General features: G+C 56.3%; 35 protein-coding genes. 3 read left to right on the top strand and 32 right to left on the bottom strand.

All coding sequences use genetic code 11. The features are described 5' to 3' along the window. Nucleotides 1-53 precede the first annotated feature (53 nt). The 9 genes from C8N31_RS07390 to rplO form a co-directional block, all read right to left on the bottom strand. Nucleotides 54-1,370 carry a replication-associated recombination protein A gene (locus tag C8N31_RS07390; protein WP_025048069.1) on the bottom strand — a complete coding sequence of 439 codons (1,317 nt, stop codon included), beginning with the start codon at nucleotides 1,368-1,370 and terminating at the stop codon, nucleotides 54-56. A 4-nt stretch (nucleotides 1,371-1,374) separates the two neighbouring features. Continuing rightward, nucleotides 1,375-2,754, bottom strand: coding sequence for a trypsin-like peptidase domain-containing protein (locus C8N31_RS07385; RefSeq protein ID WP_025048070.1), 1,380 nt, complete (start codon nucleotides 2,752-2,754; stop codon nucleotides 1,375-1,377). 136 nt (nucleotides 2,755-2,890) lie between these two features. Continuing rightward, on the bottom strand, nucleotides 2,891-3,307 hold the full coding sequence (gene rplQ / locus C8N31_RS07380) for a 50S ribosomal protein L17 (RefSeq protein ID WP_025048071.1): 417 nt from the start codon (nucleotides 3,305-3,307) through the stop codon (nucleotides 2,891-2,893). 134 nt (nucleotides 3,308-3,441) lie between these two features. Then, nucleotides 3,442-4,458 carry a DNA-directed RNA polymerase subunit alpha gene (locus C8N31_RS07375; RefSeq protein WP_025048072.1) on the bottom strand — a complete coding sequence of 339 codons (1,017 nt, stop codon included), beginning with the start codon at nucleotides 4,456-4,458 and terminating at the stop codon, nucleotides 3,442-3,444. Between the two features lie 113 nt (nucleotides 4,459-4,571). After that, nucleotides 4,572-4,961, bottom strand: a complete 390-nt coding sequence (gene rpsK, locus C8N31_RS07370) for a 30S ribosomal protein S11 (protein ID WP_025048073.1) — start codon at nucleotides 4,959-4,961, stop codon at nucleotides 4,572-4,574. 15 nt (nucleotides 4,962-4,976) lie between these two features. After that, nucleotides 4,977-5,345, bottom strand: a complete 369-nt coding sequence (gene rpsM, locus C8N31_RS07365; protein WP_025048074.1) for a 30S ribosomal protein S13 — start codon at nucleotides 5,343-5,345, stop codon at nucleotides 4,977-4,979. 262 nt (nucleotides 5,346-5,607) lie between these two features. Continuing rightward, the gene (locus C8N31_RS07360; RefSeq protein ID WP_025048075.1) at nucleotides 5,608-6,252 is read right to left on the bottom strand and encodes an adenylate kinase; all 645 of its coding nucleotides are present in this window, start codon (nucleotides 6,250-6,252) and stop codon (nucleotides 5,608-5,610) included. Next, nucleotides 6,249-7,625, bottom strand: a complete 1,377-nt coding sequence (gene secY / locus C8N31_RS07355; protein WP_025048076.1) for a preprotein translocase subunit SecY — start codon at nucleotides 7,623-7,625, stop codon at nucleotides 6,249-6,251. Before secY ends, C8N31_RS07360 begins: the two co-directional genes overlap by 4 nt. A gap of 120 nt (nucleotides 7,626-7,745) precedes the next feature. Then, nucleotides 7,746-8,225: a 50S ribosomal protein L15 gene (gene rplO / locus C8N31_RS07350; RefSeq protein ID WP_025048077.1), complete on the bottom strand. Its 480-nt coding sequence runs from the start codon at nucleotides 8,223-8,225 to the stop codon at nucleotides 7,746-7,748. Nucleotides 8,226-8,570: 345 nt separating this feature from the next. Here rplO and C8N31_RS07345 point away from each other — a divergent pair, with 345 nt between their 5' ends. After that, entirely contained in the window at nucleotides 8,571-9,152 is a 582-nt protein-coding gene (locus tag C8N31_RS07345) for a DUF4230 domain-containing protein (protein ID WP_025048078.1), read from the top strand. Between the two features lie 90 nt (nucleotides 9,153-9,242). Here C8N31_RS07345 and rpmD read toward each other — a convergent pair whose 3' ends face one another. From rpmD to rpmC, 11 genes are all read right to left on the bottom strand, one after another. Further along, nucleotides 9,243-9,431 (bottom strand): 50S ribosomal protein L30, encoded by a 189-nt coding sequence (gene rpmD, locus C8N31_RS07340; RefSeq protein WP_025048079.1) that lies wholly within the window; start codon nucleotides 9,429-9,431, stop codon nucleotides 9,243-9,245. Nucleotides 9,432-9,434: 3 nt separating this feature from the next. Next, on the bottom strand, nucleotides 9,435-10,001 hold the full coding sequence (rpsE, locus tag C8N31_RS07335) for a 30S ribosomal protein S5 (RefSeq protein ID WP_025048080.1): 567 nt from the start codon (nucleotides 9,999-10,001) through the stop codon (nucleotides 9,435-9,437). Nucleotides 10,002-10,141: 140 nt separating this feature from the next. After that, the gene (gene rplR / locus C8N31_RS07330; RefSeq protein ID WP_025048081.1) at nucleotides 10,142-10,501 is read right to left on the bottom strand and encodes a 50S ribosomal protein L18; all 360 of its coding nucleotides are present in this window, start codon (nucleotides 10,499-10,501) and stop codon (nucleotides 10,142-10,144) included. Nucleotides 10,502-10,512: 11 nt separating this feature from the next. Next, on the bottom strand, nucleotides 10,513-11,046 hold the full coding sequence (rplF, locus tag C8N31_RS07325; RefSeq protein WP_025048082.1) for a 50S ribosomal protein L6: 534 nt from the start codon (nucleotides 11,044-11,046) through the stop codon (nucleotides 10,513-10,515). Nucleotides 11,047-11,056: 10 nt separating this feature from the next. Next, nucleotides 11,057-11,449: a 30S ribosomal protein S8 gene (rpsH, locus tag C8N31_RS07320; RefSeq protein WP_025048083.1), complete on the bottom strand. Its 393-nt coding sequence runs from the start codon at nucleotides 11,447-11,449 to the stop codon at nucleotides 11,057-11,059. Between the two features lie 12 nt (nucleotides 11,450-11,461). Continuing rightward, nucleotides 11,462-11,767 carry a 30S ribosomal protein S14 gene (rpsN, locus tag C8N31_RS07315; RefSeq protein WP_025048084.1) on the bottom strand — a complete coding sequence of 102 codons (306 nt, stop codon included), beginning with the start codon at nucleotides 11,765-11,767 and terminating at the stop codon, nucleotides 11,462-11,464. A gap of 18 nt (nucleotides 11,768-11,785) precedes the next feature. Beyond that, a complete protein-coding gene (rplE, locus tag C8N31_RS07310; RefSeq protein ID WP_025048085.1) occupies nucleotides 11,786-12,349 on the bottom strand; it encodes a 50S ribosomal protein L5 in 564 nt (187 codons plus the stop codon). After that, entirely contained in the window at nucleotides 12,342-12,653 is a 312-nt protein-coding gene (gene rplX, locus C8N31_RS07305) for a 50S ribosomal protein L24 (protein WP_025048086.1), read from the bottom strand. Before rplX ends, rplE begins: the two co-directional genes overlap by 8 nt. Then, nucleotides 12,653-13,021 carry a 50S ribosomal protein L14 gene (gene rplN, locus C8N31_RS07300; protein WP_025045929.1) on the bottom strand — a complete coding sequence of 123 codons (369 nt, stop codon included), beginning with the start codon at nucleotides 13,019-13,021 and terminating at the stop codon, nucleotides 12,653-12,655. The genes rplX and rplN overlap by 1 nt, the downstream gene beginning before the upstream one ends. Before the next feature lie 73 nt (nucleotides 13,022-13,094). Beyond that, nucleotides 13,095-13,331, bottom strand: a complete 237-nt coding sequence (gene rpsQ, locus C8N31_RS07295) for a 30S ribosomal protein S17 (RefSeq protein WP_025048087.1) — start codon at nucleotides 13,329-13,331, stop codon at nucleotides 13,095-13,097. A gap of 12 nt (nucleotides 13,332-13,343) precedes the next feature. Then, the gene (rpmC, locus tag C8N31_RS07290; protein WP_025048088.1) at nucleotides 13,344-13,550 is read right to left on the bottom strand and encodes a 50S ribosomal protein L29; all 207 of its coding nucleotides are present in this window, start codon (nucleotides 13,548-13,550) and stop codon (nucleotides 13,344-13,346) included. A 183-nt stretch (nucleotides 13,551-13,733) separates the two neighbouring features. Between rpmC and C8N31_RS07280 the strand changes: the two genes are divergently transcribed. Together C8N31_RS07280 and C8N31_RS07275 are read left to right on the top strand one after the other, a co-directional pair. Further along, complete coding sequence (locus C8N31_RS07280) at nucleotides 13,734-14,144, top strand: DUF6636 domain-containing protein (RefSeq protein WP_025048090.1); 411 nt, start codon at nucleotides 13,734-13,736, stop codon at nucleotides 14,142-14,144. A gap of 47 nt (nucleotides 14,145-14,191) precedes the next feature. Next, entirely contained in the window at nucleotides 14,192-14,812 is a 621-nt protein-coding gene (locus C8N31_RS07275; protein WP_025048091.1) for a TIGR02466 family protein, read from the top strand. A 55-nt stretch (nucleotides 14,813-14,867) separates the two neighbouring features. Here C8N31_RS07275 and C8N31_RS07270 read toward each other — a convergent pair whose 3' ends face one another. From C8N31_RS07270 to rpsJ, 12 genes are all read right to left on the bottom strand, one after another. Continuing rightward, nucleotides 14,868-15,074 carry a hypothetical protein gene (locus C8N31_RS07270; protein ID WP_025048092.1) on the bottom strand — a complete coding sequence of 69 codons (207 nt, stop codon included), beginning with the start codon at nucleotides 15,072-15,074 and terminating at the stop codon, nucleotides 14,868-14,870. Nucleotides 15,075-15,202: 128 nt separating this feature from the next. Further along, nucleotides 15,203-15,514 (bottom strand): hypothetical protein, encoded by a 312-nt coding sequence (locus C8N31_RS07265; protein ID WP_025048093.1) that lies wholly within the window; start codon nucleotides 15,512-15,514, stop codon nucleotides 15,203-15,205. A gap of 320 nt (nucleotides 15,515-15,834) precedes the next feature. Then, a complete protein-coding gene (gene rplP / locus C8N31_RS07260) occupies nucleotides 15,835-16,248 on the bottom strand; it encodes a 50S ribosomal protein L16 (RefSeq protein WP_025048094.1) in 414 nt (137 codons plus the stop codon). A gap of 13 nt (nucleotides 16,249-16,261) precedes the next feature. After that, nucleotides 16,262-16,969 carry a 30S ribosomal protein S3 gene (gene rpsC, locus C8N31_RS07255; RefSeq protein ID WP_037911140.1) on the bottom strand — a complete coding sequence of 236 codons (708 nt, stop codon included), beginning with the start codon at nucleotides 16,967-16,969 and terminating at the stop codon, nucleotides 16,262-16,264. Then, nucleotides 16,969-17,349 carry a 50S ribosomal protein L22 gene (rplV, locus tag C8N31_RS07250; RefSeq protein ID WP_025048096.1) on the bottom strand — a complete coding sequence of 127 codons (381 nt, stop codon included), beginning with the start codon at nucleotides 17,347-17,349 and terminating at the stop codon, nucleotides 16,969-16,971. The genes rpsC and rplV overlap by 1 nt, the downstream gene beginning before the upstream one ends. Before the next feature lie 3 nt (nucleotides 17,350-17,352). Further along, nucleotides 17,353-17,631, bottom strand: coding sequence for a 30S ribosomal protein S19 (rpsS, locus tag C8N31_RS07245; protein WP_025048097.1), 279 nt, complete (start codon nucleotides 17,629-17,631; stop codon nucleotides 17,353-17,355). 3 nt (nucleotides 17,632-17,634) lie between these two features. Further along, entirely contained in the window at nucleotides 17,635-18,477 is an 843-nt protein-coding gene (gene rplB, locus C8N31_RS07240; RefSeq protein ID WP_025048098.1) for a 50S ribosomal protein L2, read from the bottom strand. A 446-nt stretch (nucleotides 18,478-18,923) separates the two neighbouring features. Beyond that, the gene (locus C8N31_RS07235) at nucleotides 18,924-19,130 is read right to left on the bottom strand and encodes a cold-shock protein (RefSeq protein WP_025048099.1); all 207 of its coding nucleotides are present in this window, start codon (nucleotides 19,128-19,130) and stop codon (nucleotides 18,924-18,926) included. A gap of 310 nt (nucleotides 19,131-19,440) precedes the next feature. Beyond that, a complete protein-coding gene (locus C8N31_RS07230) occupies nucleotides 19,441-19,737 on the bottom strand; it encodes a 50S ribosomal protein L23 (RefSeq protein ID WP_025048100.1) in 297 nt (98 codons plus the stop codon). After that, on the bottom strand, nucleotides 19,734-20,351 hold the full coding sequence (gene rplD, locus C8N31_RS07225) for a 50S ribosomal protein L4 (RefSeq protein ID WP_025048101.1): 618 nt from the start codon (nucleotides 20,349-20,351) through the stop codon (nucleotides 19,734-19,736). The genes C8N31_RS07230 and rplD overlap by 4 nt, the downstream gene beginning before the upstream one ends. Next, complete coding sequence (gene rplC / locus C8N31_RS07220; protein WP_037918300.1) at nucleotides 20,348-21,184, bottom strand: 50S ribosomal protein L3; 837 nt, start codon at nucleotides 21,182-21,184, stop codon at nucleotides 20,348-20,350. The genes rplD and rplC overlap by 4 nt, the downstream gene beginning before the upstream one ends. 18 nt (nucleotides 21,185-21,202) lie before the next feature. Further along, a complete protein-coding gene (gene rpsJ / locus C8N31_RS07215) occupies nucleotides 21,203-21,523 on the bottom strand; it encodes a 30S ribosomal protein S10 (protein ID WP_025048103.1) in 321 nt (106 codons plus the stop codon). Between the last annotated feature and the right edge of the window lie 604 nt (nucleotides 21,524-22,127).

Raw genomic sequence — 22,127 nt, 5'->3', positions numbered from 1 at the left:
GTCTGTCACGCTTTGGGCCCGGATTGTCAAGTTTTGCAGGCCGCGACGCGCCGTTATTCCCGATCACCCCGTTTGAGGCGCAGTTTCGCGAAATACTCCAACCGCTTTTTCAGCTCACGCTCAAATCCGCGCTCGACAGGCGCATAAAGCACAGGCCGTTTCATGGTTTCAGGGAAATAGTTCTGCCCCGAGAACCCGTCTTCGGCGTCATGATCATAGGCATAGCCATCGCCATACCCCTGCTCTTTCATCAATTTGGACGGTGCATTGAGGATATGTTTTGGCGGCGGCTCTGATCCGGTCTCCTTGGCGGCGCGGCGGGCGCCCTTGTAGGCCACATAGGTCGCATTCGATTTCGGCGCCAAGGCCAGATAGGCCACCGCTTGGGCCAAGGCCAATTCGCCCTCGGGGCTGCCCAGCCGCTCATAGGTCTGCCACGATTGCAAACAAACCGCTTGCGCCTGCGGATCGGCAAGTCCGATATCCTCGACCGCCATCCGCGTGATGCGCCGCGCCAGAAACCGTGGATCTTCGCCGCCTTCCAACATCCGCGCAAACCAGTACAGCGCCGCATCCGGGTCCGACCCGCGCACCGATTTGTGCAGCGCGCTGATCAGATTGTAATGGGCATCGCCGCTCTTGTCGTATTGCGCCGCCCGCCGCATCAACCGCTGTGACAATGCAGGTGGATCAAGCTTGCCCTCCACCTTCCAGGCGCTGACCTGTTCAATTAGGTTCAGCAAGGCCCGCCCGTCACCATCCGCCATCTCAAGCAGGGCCTCTCGCCCAGGGCCATTCAGCGGCAGCGTTTTATCCAGCTCCTTTTCCGCCCGTTGCGCCAACAGCTCCAGATCGGCTAGGGGCAAACGCTCCAGCACAAGCACCTGCGCGCGGCTCAGCACAGCGGCGTTCAACTCAAAACTGGGGTTCTCAGTCGTGGCCCCGACCAACAAGATCGTGCCATCCTCCATATGCGGCAGAAACCCGTCCTGCTGCGCCTTGTTAAAGCGGTGGATCTCATCGACAAAAAGCAAGGTGCCCTGCCCGTTTTGCCGCCGGATCTTGGCCGCTTCAAACACCTTGCGCAGCTCCGGCACACCGCTGAAAATCGCGCTGATCTGAACAAAATGCAGGTCCGTTTCATCCGCCAGAAGCCGCGCAATGGTGGTCTTGCCCACACCGGGCGGCCCCCAGAACACCAGCGAGGACAACGCGCCAGAGGCCAGCATCACCGTGAGCGGCGCGTCCGGCCCCAACACCTTTTGCTGGCCGATCACCTCCGCCAAGGCACGCGGGCGCAACCGGTCCGCCAACGGGCGATGCGCATTATCCGGCATGGCAGCACTGCCATCATCAAAGAGATCAGCCATGGGTTTACACCCTGAACCGCAAGCGCGTGCGTCGATCACCGCGCTGCAAAGTCATTTCAATCCAACGCACTTTACCGCTCAGCAATTCGGCAGCCTCTTCAGGGGCGATGATCTCAGTCTCGTTGATATCTACAATCACGTCCCCGCGCCGCAGGCCAACCTGCTGTGCAAAACGGCCCGCTTCCATCACCACCACGCCAGAGGTTTCCAGCGGCAGATTCATTTCCGAGATCACCGCTGGATTGATCCGCGCCAGCACCAGACCGGGCAGCAGGCTACGCTCGGTCATCACGATCTGATCGCGCGGCGGATCGTCCGGGGCAGCGATCAACGAGACCTGAACCTCAAACCGTTTGCCGCCGCGCAGGTATTGCACCGGCGTTTCTCGGCCAAGGCCCGCCACACTCATCCTGTAGACCATTTCGGCTGGTGTGTTCACCGCAGCACCGCCAACTTCCAGAATAACATCGCCAACGTCCAATCCCGCCTCCAGAAACGGACTGGCCGCATGCAGGCCCGACACGATGATACCGCCCGACCGGTCCAATCCCAGTGTCGCCGCCATGTCGCTATCGACCGGCTGCCCACTGATCCCCGCCCAGGGTCGGTCAAATTCTGTCGCGCCATCCCGCGCCCGCGCGACAAAGGCCGCAACCAAATCCGCCGGAATGGCAAATCCGATACCATTGCTGCCACCGGACCGCGTGAGAATGGATGTGTTGATGCCAATCAGCCTGCCAGCCATGTCAATCAATGCGCCGCCTGAATTGCCCGGATTGATCGGCGCGTCGGTCTGAATGAAATAGCCAAGACCAGAATTGCCGCCCCCCGCGCCGCTGCGCGCCAGGCCAGAGACAATACCACTGCTCACAGTCTGTCCCACCCCAAAGGGGTTCCCGATGGCCAATGCCAACTCGCCCACTTCAACGGATTCACTGCCGCGCAATGTCAGAAACGGCAGATCTTCTTCGGCATCAATCTTGAGTATCGCCAGATCCGCATCCCGATCACCAAGCAGAACCCGCGCGTTGTATTCCCGCCGGTCATTCAGAACCACGCGGATCTCGGTCGCCATGCCAACCACATGATAGTTCGACACCACGATCCCATCCGCAGACAGGATCACCCCTGAGCCAAGCGAGTTTTGTACACGCGGCTTTTCCGAGAACGGATCACGAAAGAACCGCTCAAAAAACGGATCGCGCTGTAGCGGGGTGCGCTGCGCCTGCGTCATTATCTTGGCGTAGATATTCACAACTGCCGGCGTTGCCTCCTTGACCAAAGGCACAAAGCTGAGTTGCATCTGCGCCGCGCTTTGCGGCACCTGCTGCTGTGCGGCCAAGGGGGCTGCGAACAGCGCGAAAATTAGAACAAATATCTTCATACCCCAGATATGCGCAGCCGTAATCAAATGCGCAACTCCCCTGCCCTTTTTGGCCCTAAATACTCACTGCACCCCCGTTCAAACAAAAAACCCCGCCAATGGCGGGGCTTTCCGGGTCGCAATCTGCGGCCTTAACTTATTCTGCGGCTTCTTCTGCTGCCAGGCGGGCTTTGTCGCCAGCGCCTTTTGCGTCGCGGTCACGATCAACAAATTCGATGATCGCCATGGGCGCCATGTCACCATAACGGAAGCCCGCTTTGAGAACGCGCACATAACCACCCTGACGGTCTTTGTAGCGTGGCCCAAGGATGTCGAACAATTTCGCGACATACTGGTCCTGCTTGAGCTTGGACGCGGCCTGACGGCGGGCGTGCAGATCGCCGCGCTTCGCCAGTGTGATCAGCTTCTCGATGATCGGGCGCAGTTCTTTTGCTTTTGGCAAAGTTGTTTTGATTTGCTCATGTTCGATGAGCGAGCCGGCCATGTTTGCCCAGAGCGCCTTGCGGTGCTCATGTGTACGGTTCAGGCGGCGATATCCACGTGCGTGACGCATTTTCTAGTCTCCAATTTGGTGCCCTCTACGGGCTGTTTTGCTTTGTCTGGCTGCTGATGCGTGTCAGCGGCTCTCCTTGGGGCAGGATGCCCGGTCGTTTTGGGTAAGGTGGGGTTCACCCCACATCACGTTTTTTAGAACGAATCCTCGAACTTCTTGGCAAGGTCTTCGATGTTGTCCGGTGGCCAATCTTCGACGTCCATGCCGAGGTGCAGCCCCATACCAGACAGCACTTCCTTGATCTCGTTCAAGGACTTGCGGCCGAAGTTCGGCGTGCGCAGCATTTCGGCTTCGGTTTTCTGGATCAGATCGCCGATGTAAACGATGTTGTCGTTCTTGAGGCAGTTTGCCGAACGTACGGAAAGCTCCAGCTCGTCCACTTTCTTCAGCAGCAGCGGGTTGAATTCCAGACCATCATCATCGTCCTGACGGGACGCGGATTCAGGTTCGTCAAAGTTCACGAAGATGCCCAGCTGGTCCTGCAGAATACGCGCAGCAAAGGCCACGGCGTCATCTGGTGTGATGGACCCGTCTGTTTCCACTTTCATAGTCAGTTTGTCATAATCCAGCACCTGACCTTCACGGGTCGGCTGCACGTCATAAGACACTTTTTTGACCGGTGAATAGATCGCATCAATCGGGATCAGGCCAATGGGCGCATCTTCCGGCTTGTTCTTTTCGGCAGAGACATAGCCTTTGCCGGTGTTGACGATCAGTTCCATGTAAACGTCGGCACCATCATCGAGGTGGCAGATCACATGATCCCGGTTCAGAATTTCGATACCAGCGGATTCGCTGATGTCACCGGCGGTGACAACACCCGGACCTTTGGCCGAAATCGACAGGCGCTTGGGCCCTTCAACTTCCATGCGCAGCGACACGCCCTTGAGGTTCAAGATGATGTCGGTCACGTCTTCACGCACACCGGCCACCGAAGAAAACTCATGCAGTACGTTGTCGATCTGTACGGATGTGATCGCGGCGCCCTGAAGGCTGCTCATCAGCACCCGGCGCAGGGCGTTGCCCATTGTCAGACCAAAGCCGCGCTCAAGCGGTTCTGCCATCACGGTCGCCTGACGTGCAGGGTCATTGCCCGGCTTGACGTCCAGCTGTTGTGGTTTGATCAATTCAGCCCAATTTTTGTGGATCATGCGTCCCTCCATCCTTGTTTGTGCCTCATGTCCAAAAGGCCCAAACGCTCGAGGTTTCAAAAATGCTTTTGGGGCCGCGTGGCTCACGCAGCCCCAGATAATATTGTGCCCTCTTAAACGCGGCGGCGCTTAGGTGGACGGCAGCCGTTGTGGGCCATGGGTGTCACGTCACGGATCGACGTGATGTTAAAGCCTGCAGCCGCCAGAGCGCGCAATGCGCTTTCACGGCCAGAACCCGGACCCTGCACTTCGACTTCCAGCGTTTTCACGCCGTGTTCCTGTGCTTTGCGGCCTGCATCCTCAGCAGCCATCTGGGCGGCATAAGGTGTCGATTTACGCGACCCTTTGAAACCCATGGTGCCGGCAGAGGACCAGCTGATTGCGTTGCCTTGAACATCCGAGATCAGGATCTTGGTGTTGTTGAAGGAACTGTTCACATGCGCCACACCTGCGGCGATGTTCTTGGAGACCTTACGCTTGGTGCGTTTTGCGTCGCGTGCCATCTGTCAGATCCTCCCTTATTTCTTCTTACCAGCAATGGCCTTTGCGGGGCCTTTGCGAGTACGAGCGTTGGTGTGAGTACGCTGACCGCGAACCGGCAGGTTACGACGGTGGCGCAGGCCACGGTAGCAACCAAGGTCCATCAGACGCTTGATGTTCATCTGCGTGTCACGACGCAGGTCACCTTCGACGGTGTAGTTTTCGTCGATGTGCTCACGGATCTTCAGCACTTCGGCGTCAGACAGTTCGTTGATGCGACGGGTTTCGTCGATACCGACAGCTTCGCAAATCGCTTTTGCGGAGGTGTTACCGATACCTGTGATATATGTGAGGGCGATTGGAACCCGCTTTGCAGTCGGGATGTTTACGCCGGCAATACGTGCCACGTGTTATCTTCCTTTTCGTTGCGGGTCCGTCATACCAGACCCTTTTTTCACAACGTGAAGCCCGAGGCGTGGTGCCATCGGGCTACAGCTGATCAGGTGATCTTGCGGTTTGGGCGCTACCCGCCCCGCAATTTGATTCTCTTTCGAGATAGCGCTGACTATGGGGTTTTTGCAGACAGGTCAAGACGGTGATCGCTGCATCGGCGGGAATGGGGGCCAGCCCCCAAACCCCCGGAATATTTAGGGCCAAAAAGGCGGGGGCTCAGGTGTCCAGAACCGCCGCGATTTCGCTTTGGACCTCGTCGATGGCGCCAAGACCATTGACCACGCTCAAAGTGTCCTTGGCATAGTAGTACCCGATGAGAGGCGAGGTCTGTTTGTAGTAGGCCATCAGCCGAGTCTTAAGGCTTTCTGCGTTGTCATCGGCGCGGCGTTTGAAATCGCTGGCACCGCAGTTGGTGCATTTCTCATCAGCCGGGATCGGTTTGGTGTTGTCGTTGTAGACCTCACCGCAGCCGCCGCAAGTGGATCGCGCTGTGATACGGTCCACCAAAGCTTCGTCATCCACACGCATTTCAATCACGGCATCGAGGGTCTGGCCCTCGTCTGCCATCAGCTTGGCCAGCGCATCGGCCTGCTCAAGTGTGCGGGGGAAGCCGTCAAAGATAAAGCCGCCCTTGTTGTCGCCTGTCAGCTTTTCGCGGATCAGGCCGATCACGATTTCGTCGGTGACCAGCTCGCCGCGAGCCATGACGCCAGCAACCATATTGCCCATCTCGGTGCCGCTGTCCTTGGCTTCGCGCAGCATATCACCGGTGGACAGCTGAACCATGTTGCGGCCATCGACCAAGCGACGCGCCTGTGTGCCTTTGCCTGCGCCCGGAGGCCCTAGAAGAATAATGTTCATCGGCGAATTGGGCTCCGTTTCTTGCGTTGACCTTTGCCTTTGCCACCGGATTTGCCGCGCAGCTGGGATTTCTCCAGCAGCCCCTCATATTGGTGGGCCAGCAGATGGCTTTGGACCTGTTGGATGGTGTCCATGGTGACGGATACAACGATCAGAACCGAGGTGCCGCCAAAGTAGAACGGGATTGCGAACTGGCCGCGCAGAATCTCTGGCATCACACAGACCGCCGCGAGATAGGCCGCGCCCAGTGCCAGAACGCGGTTCACCACATACTCAAGGTATTCCGCCGTCTTCTTGCCTGGGCGGATGCCCGGCACAAAACCGTTCTGGTTCTTCAGGTTATCCGCAACATCGTCGGGTTTGAAGCTGACGTTGAAGGTGTAGAAATACGCAAAGAATACGATCATCGCGATAAAGAACAGCAGATAGAGCGGCTGGCCGGGGCCGAAGTTGGCCAGCAGAACCGACATGATCGGACCAGTGCTGTTGCCGGAGAACGTGCTGATTGTTACCGGCAGCAACAGCAGGGAAGAGGCAAAGATTGCCGGGATCACGCCCGCTGGATTCACCTTGACCGGCAGATGCGAAGAGCCACCGTCATACATTTTCATCCCAACCTGACGGCGCGGATACTGGATATGGATCTTGCGCAGGGCGCGCTCCATGAAGACCACAAACATGATGGTGGCAATCACCATCACCAACACCCCGACAATCACTGCAGGGCTGATCGCGCCGGACCGGCCGGAGGCAAAGAACTGTGCGATGGCCGCAGGAACCTCGGCGATGATGCCGACAAAGATGATCAGGGAGATGCCGTTGCCGATGCCGCGTGCGGTAATTTGTTCACCCAGCCACATCAGGAACATCGTGCCGCCAACCAGCGTGATCATACAGGCAATGCGGAAATACATGCCTGGATCTGCAGCGATATCGCCGGCCTCTAGTGAAACCGCCAGACCGTAGGACTGCACTGTTGCCAGCGCCACGGTGCCATAACGGGTGTATTGGTTGATTTTCTTGCGGCCCTGCTCGCCCTCTTTCTTGAGCTGCTCAAGCGCGGGCACCATCGAGGTCATCAACTGAACGATAATCGAGGCCGAAATATAGGGCATGATGCCCAGAGCAAAGATCCCCATACGGCCAAGCGCGCCGCCGGTGAACATCGAAACCATACCGCCGATACCCTGACCGGCGCTTTCCATAAAGTCGCGCAGGGCCTGACCATCAATACCGGGAACCGGAATAAATGTGCCAAGGCGGTAAACGATCAGCAAACCAAGGGTGAACAGGATCCGGTTGCGCAGATCAGTGGCCTTGCCCAATGCGGACCAGCTGGTGTTGGCGGCCATATTTTCGACGGCAGATACCATGTTGGGTCTCTTTTATTGTTATGAAAACGCCGCCCGGGCCGTTTTCCGGCGGGCGGCGTTCAGGAAAACTAGAAAACTATGTAAGCGGGACAGGCCCCGCTCACAAGTCTTTAGGCTGCGTTACTCAGCCGCTGCTGCCGCTTTGGCTGCAACTGTGATGGAACCGCCTGCTTTTTCGACCGCTTCAACCGCACCTTTGGAGGCGCCAGTGACCTGCAGATCAACCTTGGAGGTGATTTCACCTTTGGCCAGAACGCGGATGCCGTCCAATTCGCGGCGCACGAGGCCGGATGCCACCAGTGCTGCACCATCAATCGGCTTTTTCGCGTCCAACTTCTTGGCGTCGATGAATTTCTGGATCAGGCCCAGGTTCACAACGGCGAAAGACTTGCGGTTCGGCTTGTTAAAGCCACGCTTTGGCAGACGTTGGTAGAGGGGCATCTGGCCGCCTTCGTAGCCATTGATCGCCACACCCGAGCGGGATTTCTGACCTTTGATACCACGGCCACCCATTTTACCGGTGCCGGAGCCAGGACCACGACCAACGCGCTTGCGTTTTTTGGTTGCGCCTTCGTTATCGGACAGTTCATTCAGTTTCATGTCGCTTCTCCTTTTGCCGGAACTGACCCCCAGCGACGGGAGCGGTCAAACACGGCGTTACGATTCGTTCATGGCGCACAGAATGCGGGCCACTGGGGGCGTATAGATTGGGTTGGGAGTGGGATCAAGAGTTGAGTGATAACTTCGAAAGCAACACTGCTGTCGTCAGGTTCCACCATTGACCTTTCTTCAAATTTGTCGTCGATATTAACAGATTACTGTTTTCCCTATTTGGTGAAAAAATTGGAGGCCAGCCTTTTTGTTTCGCGTTTTCGGTGTAGTTCTACTTTTATGTGCGCTTCTGGCAATTGCCAGATGTGTTCCCATTTGAGGGGAGGGCGCTGAATGGATACTTTAGCAAAAAACCTCATCCAGATGATGATCATTGTTGTGATCGGCGCTGCCGGATTTCTAGTTCTCGGTCCCGAAGGTTCGCTCACGATACCCAAGGCTCACAACAAAGTTAGCCATGAAATGGTGCGGATTTTGGGAACCGACCGAATTGTCACTCAGATCGTGGTGGAGGATGACAAGAGCAGTTTTCTAGGGGGTACTGATCGAGTTATCGCAGCTGGCACTGTAACCATGTTGATAGGAGTAGATGTAGATAAAGCAGAGAAATCCGTCCCTGACACTGCTAACCCTACGGTGCTAGTTCGTCTCCCTGATTCCGAGATCTTAACTACAGAACTGGACGAAGATTCTATTGTATACTTTAGGAAGGCAACAATTGTCCAAAGACTTACAGAACTTGACGATCAAGAAAGGCAATCACGAATTCGGCAAAAAATCAAAGTATCGGCGGCGGAATTTGTAAAGATCAACGGCTTACTGCCTTCTATGGCAGAGATAGAGAAGCGAGTTCGAGAAATCTGGAGCGAAACTGGCACCAGAACCGCAATAGAATTCCAAAGTCTGACAAATTAGAAAAACGCCCCGCAGTTTCCTGCGAGGCGCTCAATCCTTAGGCACGCGAAGTCTTTGAAGACTTCGGCCCGATTTCTTTAAAGAAATCGCTTAGCCTTTTTCTTCCACAATCTCGACCATGTGCGGGATCTTGTTGATCATGCCGCGCACGGCTGGGGTGTCTTCCAGCTCGCGGGTTTTGTGCATTTTGTTCAGGCCCAGGCCAATCAGCGTCTGACGCTGTTTTTCGGGGCGACGGATCGGGGAACCGATCTGTTTTACAACAATAGTCTTCGCCATGATTTAGGCCTCCTCAGCTGCCGGCGCAGGGGCGTCGGTCTTGGGCAGAATGTCGGCAACTTTCTTGCCGCGGCGCTGTGCCACGGAACGCGGTGAAGATTCTTTCTTCAGGCCGTCCATGGTGGCGCGGATCATGTTGTACGGGTTCTGCGAGCCGATGGATTTGGACACAACGTCCTTCACACCCAGCATTTCGAATACGGCACGCATTGGACCACCGGCGATGATACCGGTACCTTCTGGCGCTGTGCGCATAACCACTTTACCGGCGCCGTGACGGCCTTCCATGTCGTGGTGCAGCGTGCGACCTTCGCGCAGCTGAACGCGGATCATCTGGCGTTTGGCCTGCTCGGTTGCCTTGCGGATCGCCTCAGGCACCTCTTTCGCTTTACCTTTGCCAAAGCCGACGCGACCTTTTTGGTCACCGACAACGACCAAAGCAGCGAAGCCAAAGCGCTTACCACCTTTTACGGTTTTGGACACGCGGTTGATGGCGACCAGGCGGTCGGCAAATTCCGGTGCTTCGTCACGATCGCGGCGTGGGCCGCGACGGTTTTCACGTTCTGCCATGAGAACATCCTCTGATTGGGTGGCTTGCGCCATTTGGATCAACCCTGGTGGACCATCGCGGCCCCCGGATCATCGAGAGGGCGCATCGCACGCCCTCTTCGTTTTCTGTGATGCGCCAGGGGACAAGCCCCTTGGGCGACTTAGATCTTCAGACCGCCTTCGCGGGCTGCGTCTGCAAGGGCCTTTACTTTGCCGTGGAACAGGAAACCGCCCCGGTCAAAGTATGCTTCTTCTACGCCGGCCTTCTTGGCACGTTCCGCAATCGCGGCACCAACCTTGGTTGCTGCTTCGATGTTGTTTTTGCCAATAACACCCAGATCTTTTTCGAGCGTCGATGCGGCGGCCAGTGTTTTGCCGTTCACGTCGTCGATCAGCTGGACCGAGATGTTTTTGTTGGAGCGGTGAACGGAGAGACGCATGCGCCCCGCGTTGACCCGGCGAAGTTTGTTCCGAACGCGCAGGCGGCGTTTCAGAAACAGAGTTCTTTTGCTGTTTGCCATCTGAGCTATCCTTACTTCTTCTTGCCTTCTTTGCGGAAGACGAACTCGCCCTTATAGCGGATGCCTTTGCCCTTGTAGGGCTCGGGCTTACGCCATGCGCGGATGTTCGCGGCGACTTGACCAACAAGCTGTTCGTCAATGCCTTCCACAACGATTTCGGTCTGCTTGGGCGCGGTTACGGTCACACCTTCAGGTGCAACATAATCCACGTCGTGGCTCAGGCCGAGGTTCAGTTTCAGTGTGTTGCCGGTGATCGCTGCACGATAACCAACACCCTGGATCTCAAGCTCTTTCTTAAAGCCTTCGGTCACACCGGTGACCAGGTTTGCGACCATTGTGCGGGACATGCCCCACTGCTGGCGCGCGCGCTTGGATTTACCGCGTGGCGTGATGGAAACAACGTTGTCTTCAACGGACAATGTCACATCATCTGTGGCTTTAAAGCTCCGAGTACCCTTAGGGCCCTTCACTTCGATGGTCTGGCCGCTGACAGAGGCGCTTACGCCGCTGGGCAGTTCGACCGGTTTTTTACCAATACGAGACATGATCTACTCCTTAGAATACGGTGCAGAGCACTTCGCCGCCAACGTTCTGGCTGCGTGCACTTTGATCCGACATCACACCCTTTGGGGTGGAGACAATCGACACACCCAGGCCCTGTCGGACAACCGGAATGTCATTGACGCCCATGTAGACGCGGCGACCAGGCTTTGAAACCCGCTTCAGCTCACGAATAACAGGTTCGCCCTCGTAGTACTTGAGGCTGATTTCGATGGCTGGGTGGCCATCTGCGCCCGTGGTTTTTTCATAGCCACGGATGTAGCCCTCATCTGCCAGCACATCCAGAACCCAGGCACGCAGCTTGGACGCTGGTGTGGACACTGTGGATTTGCCGCGCATGGAAGAGTTACGGATGCGTGTCAGCATATCTGCGATAGGATCGTTCATCTGATGCGCTCCTTACCAGCTCGACTTGACCATGCCGGGGATCTGGCCTGCTGAGCCGAGATCACGCAGCGCGATACGCGAGATTTTCAGTTTACGATAATAAGCGTGTGGACGGCCTGTCAGCTGGCAGCGGTTGTGCAAACGCACAGCGCTGGAGTTGCGAGGCAGTTTCGCCAGCTTCAGGGAGGCGCGGAAACGCTCTTCCATTGGCTTGCTTTCGTCGCTCACGATCTCTTTGAGAGCGGCACGCTTTGCTGCGTATTTCTTGACCAGTGCTTCACGCTTTTTCTCGCGTGCGATCATGGATTTCTTAGCCATATCTAATCCTTCCCGCGCTTATTGGCTGAAAGGCATGTTGAACGCTGTCAACAATGCTTTCGCTTCTGCGTCGGTTTTCGCCGTGGTGGCGATGACGATGTCCATACCCCAGTTTTCATCAACTTTATCAAAGTCGATTTCTGGGAATACGATGTGCTCTTTCATACCCATGGCATAGTTGCCACGGCCATCGAAAGACTTGCCAGAGATACCGCGGAAGTCGCGGATACGAGGCATTGCAATCGTGATCAGACGGTCAAGGAATTCGTACATGCGTTCGCCGCGCAGGGTCACTTTCGCGCCCAGTGGCATTTCTTCACGTACACGGAAACCCGCGATGGATTTCTTGGCAATTGTGGTCATCGCTTTTTGGCCGGCAATCGCGGTCAGGTCTTCCTGAGCGGATTTGGCTTTCTTGCTGTCACGAACAGCAGCAGCACCACAACCGATGTTCAGCACGATCTTATCAAGACGTGGGATCATCATGTCGTTCTTGTAACCGAACTCTTCTTTCATCTTGGCGCGGATCTCGTCGCGATAGACGTTCAGAAGGCGGGGTGTGTAGTTTGCAGTATCAAGCATCAATCACGTCCCCCGTGGTTTTTGCAAAGCGCACTTTCTTGTCGCCTTCCATTTTGAAGCCTACGCGTGTCGCTTTGCCGTTGGCATCCACGATGGCGAGGTTCGACAGGTCGATCGGCATCGCTTTTGGGATGCGGCCGCCCTGGCTTTCTTGGGATTGGCGTGTGGCGCGGATGGCGATCTTAACGCCGTCTACGATGGCTTTGCCGGACTTTGGGTCAACAGAGGAAATCGTCCCTGTTTTGCCCTTGTCCTTACCGGCAAGCACGATGACCTTGTCACCTTTGCGAAGTTTAGCAGCCATTACAGCACCTCCGGCGCGAGCGAGATAATCTTCATGAAGTTTTTGCCGCGCAATTCACGAACAACTGGCCCAAAGATACGTGTACCTACGGGCTCATTGTTGTTGTTCAGAATGACTGCTGCGTTGCGGTCAAAGCGGATGGCGGTGCCATCATCGCGACGAACTTCTTTGGCTGTGCGAACAACGACGGCCTTGCGGACGTCGCCTTTTTTCACACGACCGCGTGGGATGGCTTCCTTAACCGAGACAACAATGATGTCGCCTACGGATGCGTACTTACGCTTGGAACCACCCAGGACCTTGATGCACTGAACACGGCGCGCGCCGCTGTTGTCAGCAACATCCAGGTTGGTCTGCATCTGGATCATTTGGTTTCTCCCGACCTGTAGGGGGCGATGCGTGCCTGATCCCTAGGGTTTCGATTAAGTTGGTTAGATCTGGTTACGCCTCGGCGGTCAGAACTTCCCAACGTTTGGTCTTGGACTTTGGTGCACATTCAATGATGCGAACGCTGTCGCCCACTTTGTATGCGTTGTTCTCATCGTGGGCCCGGTATTTCTTGGACTTACGGATGGTCTTCTTCAGAACCGGGTGCGTAAAGCGACGCTCTACGGATACGGTGACTGTCTGTGCATTGGCGTCCGATGTTACGGTGCCTGTCAGGATACGCTTTGGCATTATTCAGGCTCCTTATTCAGCGGATGCCGCGGCAGCGGCTTTTTGGTTCAACACAGTGTGGACACGTGCCACGTCGCGCTTGACGCTGCGCAGACGCGCAGGGTTTTCAAGTTGGCCGGTCGCCTGCTGAAAACGCAGGTTAAAGGCTTCTTTCTTGAGGTTCACAAGTTCGTCACGGAGCTGGTCCGGCGTCTTGTCATGCAGTTCGTTGGCTTTCACGGCCTTGTCCTTTCAACATCACCAGCAGGCCCCGAGAGGGTGACCATGATTCTGGTGGAGTTCATGATGAAGGGTGCCAATACGCCCTGCCCGTTCATAATGCAAGCCCCTAGGGTCACCACTAGCCGAAACCGCAATTTTTCTTCTATGCTTGGCCCATTATCACGATGAATAGGAGAGATCATGTTTCGTTTGTCCTTTGCCCTACTTGCCCTCTCATCATTCCCTGCCCTCGCCGACGTTTGGACCTTCAATACCCCCTCGGGGAATATCGAATGTTCCGTGGGCGAAGGCTTTGACGGCTCTGACATCATTTGCAGTATTTTTAAACGCAGCGGCCCGTCCTCCGTTCCGCAGATGGCAGGGTGCCCGCTAAGCCGCGGGATCAAGGTCGAGATGCTGCACCACGGCTATGTCAGCATGACCTGCCTTGCTGCGGGTGAGCGGGGCTATGGCGGGCAGTCTGTGGCAGAATATGGGGTGACCGGCAATTTCAGCGGCATCACTTGCCATTCCTCAACCAAAGGGCTCGATTGCCGCAATCAGGATGGGCACGGCTTCTTTCTGTCCCGTGCGGTTCAGAACGCCTGGTAGCGGCTTCCCCTCTCGCCTCCGGTTCTCAGCTGCGTTAAGAACGGGCCATGTCAGATATCAAATCACTGTTTGTGACCCGCCTTTATCACGCCGCGCTGACCGAGCATGGCACACCCGTTGATCAAGCCGAGCTTGAGGCATCCTGCTGGTCTATCGCCGAGGACGACGAAGCGGGGCAGCAATGGTGCGAGGACAACGGATACCCCGGTTACACCTCCTATGCGTCGCTCACCGATCTGGGCTGGCGGTTTCCGGTGTTCGAGGCGCTGATCAAAGTGCTGGACGCACATGTTGCGGCCTTTGCCAAGGAGCTGGCCTTTGATCTGGACGGCAAAGAGCTGAAGCTAGAAGACATCTGGATCAACATCCTGCCCGAGGGTGGCATCCATACCTCGCATATCCATCCGCATTCAGTGATCTCCGGCACCACCTATGTGGCACTTCCGGATGGATCTGCTTCGATCAAATACGAAGATCCGCGCCTGCCGATGATGATGGCCGCACCGGGCCGAACCAAGGACGCGCCGGATGATTTGCGGGCGTTCTTTTATGCCAAACCGGCGGTTGGCGATGTTTTGCTCTGGGAAAGCTGGCTGCGCCATGAGGTGCCGATGAACATGGCCGAAGATGACCGCATCTCGGTCAGCTTTAACTACAGCTGGGGCTGAACCAGACAGCAGGCAAGCAATGGCCCGGTGCCTGCGATGTGTTCCGGGCCAATCGCTATTTCTTAGCGGCCTTCTTGGCCTCTTCTTCCTGCGCTTTCACTGCCGCCTTTTCTTCTTTGGTCAGCTTGTTGCCCCACTGATTGTTGCTGAGCCCCAGATCAGCAGGCATCGGCTTTGTCTTGCCCTTTTTGACGGACCCGCCCTTATCAAGAAATTCCTTGATCAGATCTGCATCAGTGGTGGGCTTTGGAACATGTTTCATGGCAGCGACCTTTGCTTGGAATGGCTGATACTGATGCTAGTGTGGATTGGGAGGGATAGCCAGACAGCCCGGCATGGGGATATTCTTGGCATATCGAGATGAAGCCACCGCTCCCACGCGATTATTGACTAACCGTCGTCTTTCGATTTCGCCAATGATTTTGCCAAGGCAAATACTATCGCAAAAGCAATCAATCCCAGGCTGCTTGCTCCAAGCGCAAAGATCCAAGACAGCAACAATGCCGGGCCGCTCCAAGCCGGATCATTTGGGCTCATGATTTGCCAAACATGCCATTGAGAGGCAAATGAACCGACCACGAAAATAGCGATAACCAAACCCAGTGTTGCAACCGAAGAAAGGTTCGCGCGTGCGCTGACAACACGAACAATCACCCCGGCAAGACTGCCAGCAACGACTGCAGATAGTAGCAATGGCTCCATTATCCCATCTACCTCAAAAGTAGAGTCTCGCTCAAGTGGACTCAAGTTAAGATAGATTAAATGACTCCGCCGCGCTTGAGAACCCATGCTTTTCAATGGGCGTTGGGTTGGCAGGTTCTGCTGTCCCCACATGCACGGTGAAGCGATAGCGCGGCTTCAAACAAAAGCCCCCCGCTGATCACTCAGCGGGGGGCTTCTTCTTAAACCGTAGGGTGCGCATTTGCTGTGCACCGAAGATCAGCAACCGGGGCCGGAACGGGCATTTCTGCGAAATACCCTGCCTCCGGCTGGCCAGCACCGGCGGTGCCGGTGCGACCTGCTTACCAGTCTTCGCGGACCACGACGCGTGTTTTGATTGGCAGCTTCATCGCCGCCAGACGCAGCGCTTCACGCGCGATGTCATCATTCACACCATCGATCTCGAACATGATACGGCCCGGCTTTACCTTGGCCGCCCAGAAATCCACGGAACCTTTACCTTTACCCATACGCACTTCGACGGGCTTGGAGGTTACGGGCACATCTGGGAAGATGCGGATCCAGACACGGCCTTGACGTTTCATGTGACGCGTCATGGCACGACGTGCAGCTTCGATCTGGCGTGCAGTCACACGCTCAGGCTGCAGAGCCTTAAGGCCATAGGTGCCAAAGTTCAGGTCAGACCCGCCCTTTGCCAAACCCTTGATCGAGCCTTTGAACTGCTTACGGAACTTCGTACGCTTTGGTTGAAGCATCTTTCAGCCCTCCTTAGCGACGACCGCCGGCACCGCGAGGTGCTGGGCCGTCTTGGATTTCTTGTGCCTTGCGGTCACGTGCTGCCGGGTCATGCTCCATGATCTCGCCTTTGAAGATCCAGGTCTTGATCCCGATGATGCCGTAAGCGGTTGTCGCTTCAACATGTGCGTAATCAATGTCAGCACGCAGTGTGTGCAGAGGCACGCGGCCCTCACGGTACCATTCGGTACGCGCGATTTCTGCACCGCCCAGACGGCCGGCAACGTTCACACGGATACCCAGGGCACCCATACGCATGGCGTTCTGTACCGCACGCTTCATGGCGCGGCGGAAAGACACCCGGCGCTCCAGCTGCTGTGCGATGCTCTCACCAACCAGTGCGGCGTCCAGTTCGGGCTTGCGGACCTCAACGATGTTCAGGTGCAGTTCCGAAGAGGTCATCTTGGCGATCTTCTGACGCAGACCTTCGATGTCTGCACCTTTCTTGCCGATGATGACGCCAGGGCGGGCTGTGTGGATCGTGACGCGGCACTTTTTGTGCGGACGTTCGATGATCACACGGGCCACACCGGCCTGCTTGCACTCTTCTTTGATGAAGGCACGGATGGCCAGATCTTCCAGCAGAAGATCACCATAGTCCTTGGTGTCGGCGTACCAGCGGCTGTCCCATGTGCGGTTCACCTGCAGGCGCATGCCGATCGGGTTTACTTTGTTACCCATTATGCTTGCTCCTCAACTTGACGCACGACGATTGTGACTTCCGCGAACGGCTTCATGATCTTGCCGAAACGGCCACGCGCACGTGGACGGCCACGCTTGAGTGTCATGTTCTTACCGACATAGGCCTCGGCCACGATCAGCTCGTCCACGTCAAGGTTGTGGTTGTTCTCGGCGTTGGCGATCGCGGACTGAAGGCATTTCTTCACGTCTTGTGCGACACGCTTTTTGGAGAACGTCAGGTCCGTGAGGGCCTTGTCCACCTTTTTGCCGCGGATCAGGCCAGCAACCAGGTTCAGTTTCTGCGGCGACGTCTTCAGCATGCGCAGTTTTGCGCGTGCTTCGTTGTCTGCCACGCGGCGGGGATTTTTATCCTTGCTCATGGCTTATTTCCGCTTCGCTTTTTTGTCGGCGGCATGACCGTAATAGGTCCGTGTTGGCGAGAACTCACCAAACTTCTGACCAATCATGTCTTCGCTGACGTTTACAGGGATGTGCTTGTGACCATTGTAGACACCGAATGTCAGGCCAACAAACTGGGGCAGAATTGTCGAACGACGCGACCAGATCTTGATCACTTCATTGCGACCGCTTTCGCGGGATGCTTCGGCCTTTTTGAGGACATAAGAGTCAACAAAAGGACCTTTCCATACTGAACGAGACATTGATTAACGCCCCTTCTTCTTGGCGTGCCGGGACCGTACGATAAGACGGCTGGACGCTTTGTTCTTGTTGCGGGTCTTTGCACCCTTTGTCGGCTTACCCCAAGGCGTCACTGGGTGACGACCACCGGATGTACGGCCTTCACCACCACCGTGCGGGTGATCGATCGGGTTCATCACGACACCACGTACAGAAGGACGGATGCCCTTGTGACGCATGCGGCCCGCTTTACCGTAGTTCTGGTTGGAGTTGTCAGGGTTGGACACGGCACCAACGGTGGCCATGCATTCCTGACGCACGAGACGCAATTCGCCGGAGCTCAGACGGATCTGAGCGTAGCCACCGTCACGGCCCACGAACTGGGCGTATGTACCGGCGGCACGGGCGATCTGACCACCCTTACCGGGCTTCATCTCGATGTTGTGGATGATTGTACCGATAGGCATGCCAGAGAAAGGCATTGCATTGCCTGGCTTGATGTCGGCCTTGGCGGAGGCGATGACCTTGTCACCCACAGCCAAACGCTGCGGTGCGAGGATATAGGCCTGCTCACCATCTTCGTATTGAATCAGGGCGATAAACGCGGTCCGGTTCGGGTCATATTCGATCCGAGCCACAACAGCGGACATGTCCAGCTTGTTGCGCTTGAAATCAACGATACGGTAAAGGCGCTTTGCACCCCCACCTTTGCGACGCATTGTGATCCGTCCGGTGTTGTTCCGTCCGCCGTGTTTTGTAAGACCTTCCGTGAGGGCCTTAACAGGGCGACCTTTCCAAAGCTCCGAACGGTCGATCAGTACCAGCCCACGCTGGCCCGGCGTCGTCGGTTTGTACGACTTGAGTGCCATGTTGTCTGTCTTCCGTTTAGCTGTAGTGCCACCCCGAAAGGTGACAATGGTTATAGGGCCCCGAAGGTCCCCGGTGGATGTCTGCTTGATGGGCTATCGCCCCGCAATGCAAACAACAACAAAGCCCCAGACGAATCTGGGGCTGTGCCGATGGGGTCGTTTAGGGCGTGTGGGGAGTGGGGTCAAGGGCAGTCACCCACAATTAGCAGTCCGCCTCAGTGCGTCATTGGGGCTATGTTTGATGCAGGGCTTCCTTACCCCTTCTTGTTTCAAACCCAGAGGCCGCTGCCTCTGCGCGATCTAGATAGCTACACTCAAGATCGAGCACCCCCAATGATCCCTTTTGCGCTGGAAATTGCTATCACTTAATCGCCGAAAAACGAAAAGGACGCAGCCCCAAAGCCACGCCCTTCCAAATCTCTACCCCCCCAAAAGGGGACGCCAGCTTACGCCAGCTGGATGTTTGTCGCGGACTCACGTCCGTCGCGACCCGCTTCGATGTCGAAAGTCACTTTCTGATCATCGGACAGACCTGTCAGGCCTGCTTGCTCAACGGCGGAGATGTGTACAAACACGTCTTTGCTGCCGCCATCAGGAGCAATAAAGCCGAAGCCTTTAGTTGTGTTGAACCATTTGACTGTACCAGTGGCCATGTCATTATTCCTTAAGTAATTCTGCCCGCAGGATAGCGGCAGCTTGGCTAAGTCAGCGATGATAGATCCTATGACTGGGCCCAAAAGGAGCAGTGATGCCGATAGATATTGTAACGTCGCCCCTCCCCATGCGCTTTATCTCTCCGCAGAGCAAGCCTTATTCTAAGCCCCCCCACCGCAGATGTGCCGCGCAGCGGAGGTTTGCCTTTGCCCCTCGATTTCCAATCCACCCAATCAAAAAAGCCCCCCGCGTTTCCGCGAGGGGCTTTTCTATCTTTAGCGTGGCGGGGTAAACCCCGCCCTGTGGTCTTTACAGACCGGTGCTCACGTCGATCGTGTTGCCTTCTTCCAGCGTCACATAGGCCTTTTTCACGTCTTTACGCTTACCAATCTGGCCGCGGAAACGTTTGACCTTGCCTTTGGTGATGGTCGTGTTCACGGCCTTCACCTTGACACCAAAGAGCGCTTCAACAGCTTCTTTGATCATCGGCTTGTTGCTTTCCATCGCCACTTCGAAAACAACGGCGTTGGCTTCGGAAGCCATGGTTGCTTTCTCGGTGATGATCGGCTTGCGGATCACGTCATAGTGGTTGTGCTTGGCGCTCATTTCAAACGGGCCTCCAGTGCTTCGATACCCGCTTTTGTGATCACCAGAGTGTCACGCTTCAGGATATCATATACGTTTGCACCCATTGTCGGCAGGATATCCAGACCTTCAATGTTGCGGGCAGCCTGAGCGAAGTTTTCGTTCACGGATGCACCGTCGATGACCAATGCACGCTTCCAACCGAGGCTGGAGATCTGCTTGGCCAGTGCGGCAGTTTTGCCTGCGGATGCGGCTTCGTCGATGATGACCAGCTCGCCCGCTTTGGCTTTGGCGGACAGCGCATGGCGCAGGCCCAGCTTGCGGAACTTCTTGGTCAGCTCGTGGCCGTGGCTGCGCGGGGTTGGACCCTTGTAGATACCACCTTTACGGAAGATCGGCGCGTTGCGGTCACCGTGGCGTGCGCCGCCGGTGCCTTTCTGGCGATAGATCTTCTTGGTCGAATAGGAGGTCTCGGACCGGGTCTTTACCTTGTGCGTGCCAGCCTGCGCATTGTTACGCTGCCAGCGCACAACACGGTGCAGGATGTCGGCGCGTGGCTCAAGACCGAACAGGGCCTCGTCCAGGTCTACCGAACCGGCTTTGCCGCCGTCGAGTTTGATGACATCGAGTTTCATGCGTCACCTTCTTTCTTGTCTGCATCGTCACCGGCTGGTGCTTCTGCGGCTTCCATCGCGGCCTGCTCTGCTGCGGCGGCCTCGGCTGCTGCTGCTTCTGCTTCGGCCTCTGCGGCGGCGGCTGCTTCTTCAGCGGCTTTCGCAGCTTCTTTGGCAGCGGATGCCAGCGCGGCTGGTACAATCGCATTCTCAGGGAACGGCTTTTTCACCGCGTCCTTGATTGTCACCCAACCACCTTTGGAGCCAGGAACCGCACCTTTGACCATGATCAGGCCGCGGGCTGTGTCGGTTTTCACAACTTCAAGGTTCTGGGTTGTCACGCGGGCAGCGCCCATGTGACCGGCCATTTTCTTGCCTTTGAAAACCTTACCGGGATCCTGACACTGACCAGTTGAGCCGTGCGAACGGTGAGAGATCGAAACACCGTGTGTCGCACGCAGACCGCCAAAGTTGTGGCGCTTCATCGCACCGGCAAAACCTTTACCGATGGATGTGCCTGCAACGTCAACATACTGACCTGCGAAATAGTGATCCGCGATGATCTCTTCGCCAACCGGCAGCATCGCATCCGCGTCAACGCGGAATTCTGCAACTTTGCGCTTTGGTTCAACCTTTGCTGCTGCAAAGTGGCCGCGCATCGCCTGGGACGTCCGCTTGGCTTTGGCTGTACCGGCACCCAGCTGAACAGCAACATAGCCGTCCTTCTCGATGGTACGCTGTGCAACAACCTGCAGGTTATCGAGCTGAAGAACGGTCACAGGGATCTGCTTGCCGTCTTCCATGAACAGACGGGTCATGCCCATCTTTTTTGCAATAACGCCTGAGCGCAACATGATATTACCCTCCTACGCTTATGACTGCAGCTTGATCTCGACGTCCACACCAGCGGCGAGGTCGAGCTTCATCAGCGCGTCCACGGTCTGGGGGGTCGGATCAACGATATCCAGCATACGCTTGTGCGTGCGGATCTCGAACTGGTCACGGGATTTCTTGTCCACGTGTGGGCCACGCAGAACAGTGAATTTTTCGATCTTGTTCGGCAGCGGAATGGGGCCACGAACAGAAGCGCCTGTGCGCTTTGCGGTGTTGACGATTTCCTGGGTGGAGGCATCAAGCACCCGGTAATCAAACGCCTTCAGGCGGATGCGGATGTTTTGGCTTTGAGCGGCCATATGCATATCCCTTACTTGGGGATTTTAACGGAGAGGAAGATATACGCTCATCGCAGACCTTCATCGCGTCATATGTCAACTGAAACGGGGCGCGTATGAACGCACCCCGAGGCAGTGGGGCTGCTATAGGGGGAGTCGCGGGGCATGGCAAGGGGGTTTTGAAAACGTCTCTGTTTTCAAAACCGGTGCGCAAGGTCACTTCTCTTGGGAAGTGACAGCGCACACCGTCTGCGTTCAACCAAAGCAGATGCGGTACCCGCCCGGAGTGATACCTCAAACAATGGCCTCCGCCCCCATATCCCGCTTTCTTTAAAGAATGCGCTCCGGTGTTTTTGAAAACACCGGGCAGTGCGGTGCAGTTGACCCGATGTCTCTAAAGACCCCGCACCGGACCTTTTGAACGGTCCGAGGGGGTGTGCCGCAGATCGGGGTTCACCCCGGCACAGCACGGCCCAACGCAAAAGGCCGCCCCGGTGAGGAGCGGCCTTCTGTTTTTAGTAGCACCTGTATGCCGGTACCTTGCTCTCGTGATCTTTTCCTCAAGGGGAAAAGACACCGCCACAAGGCGCCGCACGCGGCAGGCTTTGCTTACTCAGTGATCTTG

Source organism: Sulfitobacter mediterraneus, from assembly GCF_003054325.1.
Lineage (GTDB): Bacteria > Pseudomonadota > Alphaproteobacteria > Rhodobacterales > Rhodobacteraceae > Sulfitobacter > Sulfitobacter mediterraneus.
Note: the sequence above shows the minus strand (reverse complement) of the source record. Positions and strands in the feature narration are given on the sequence as shown.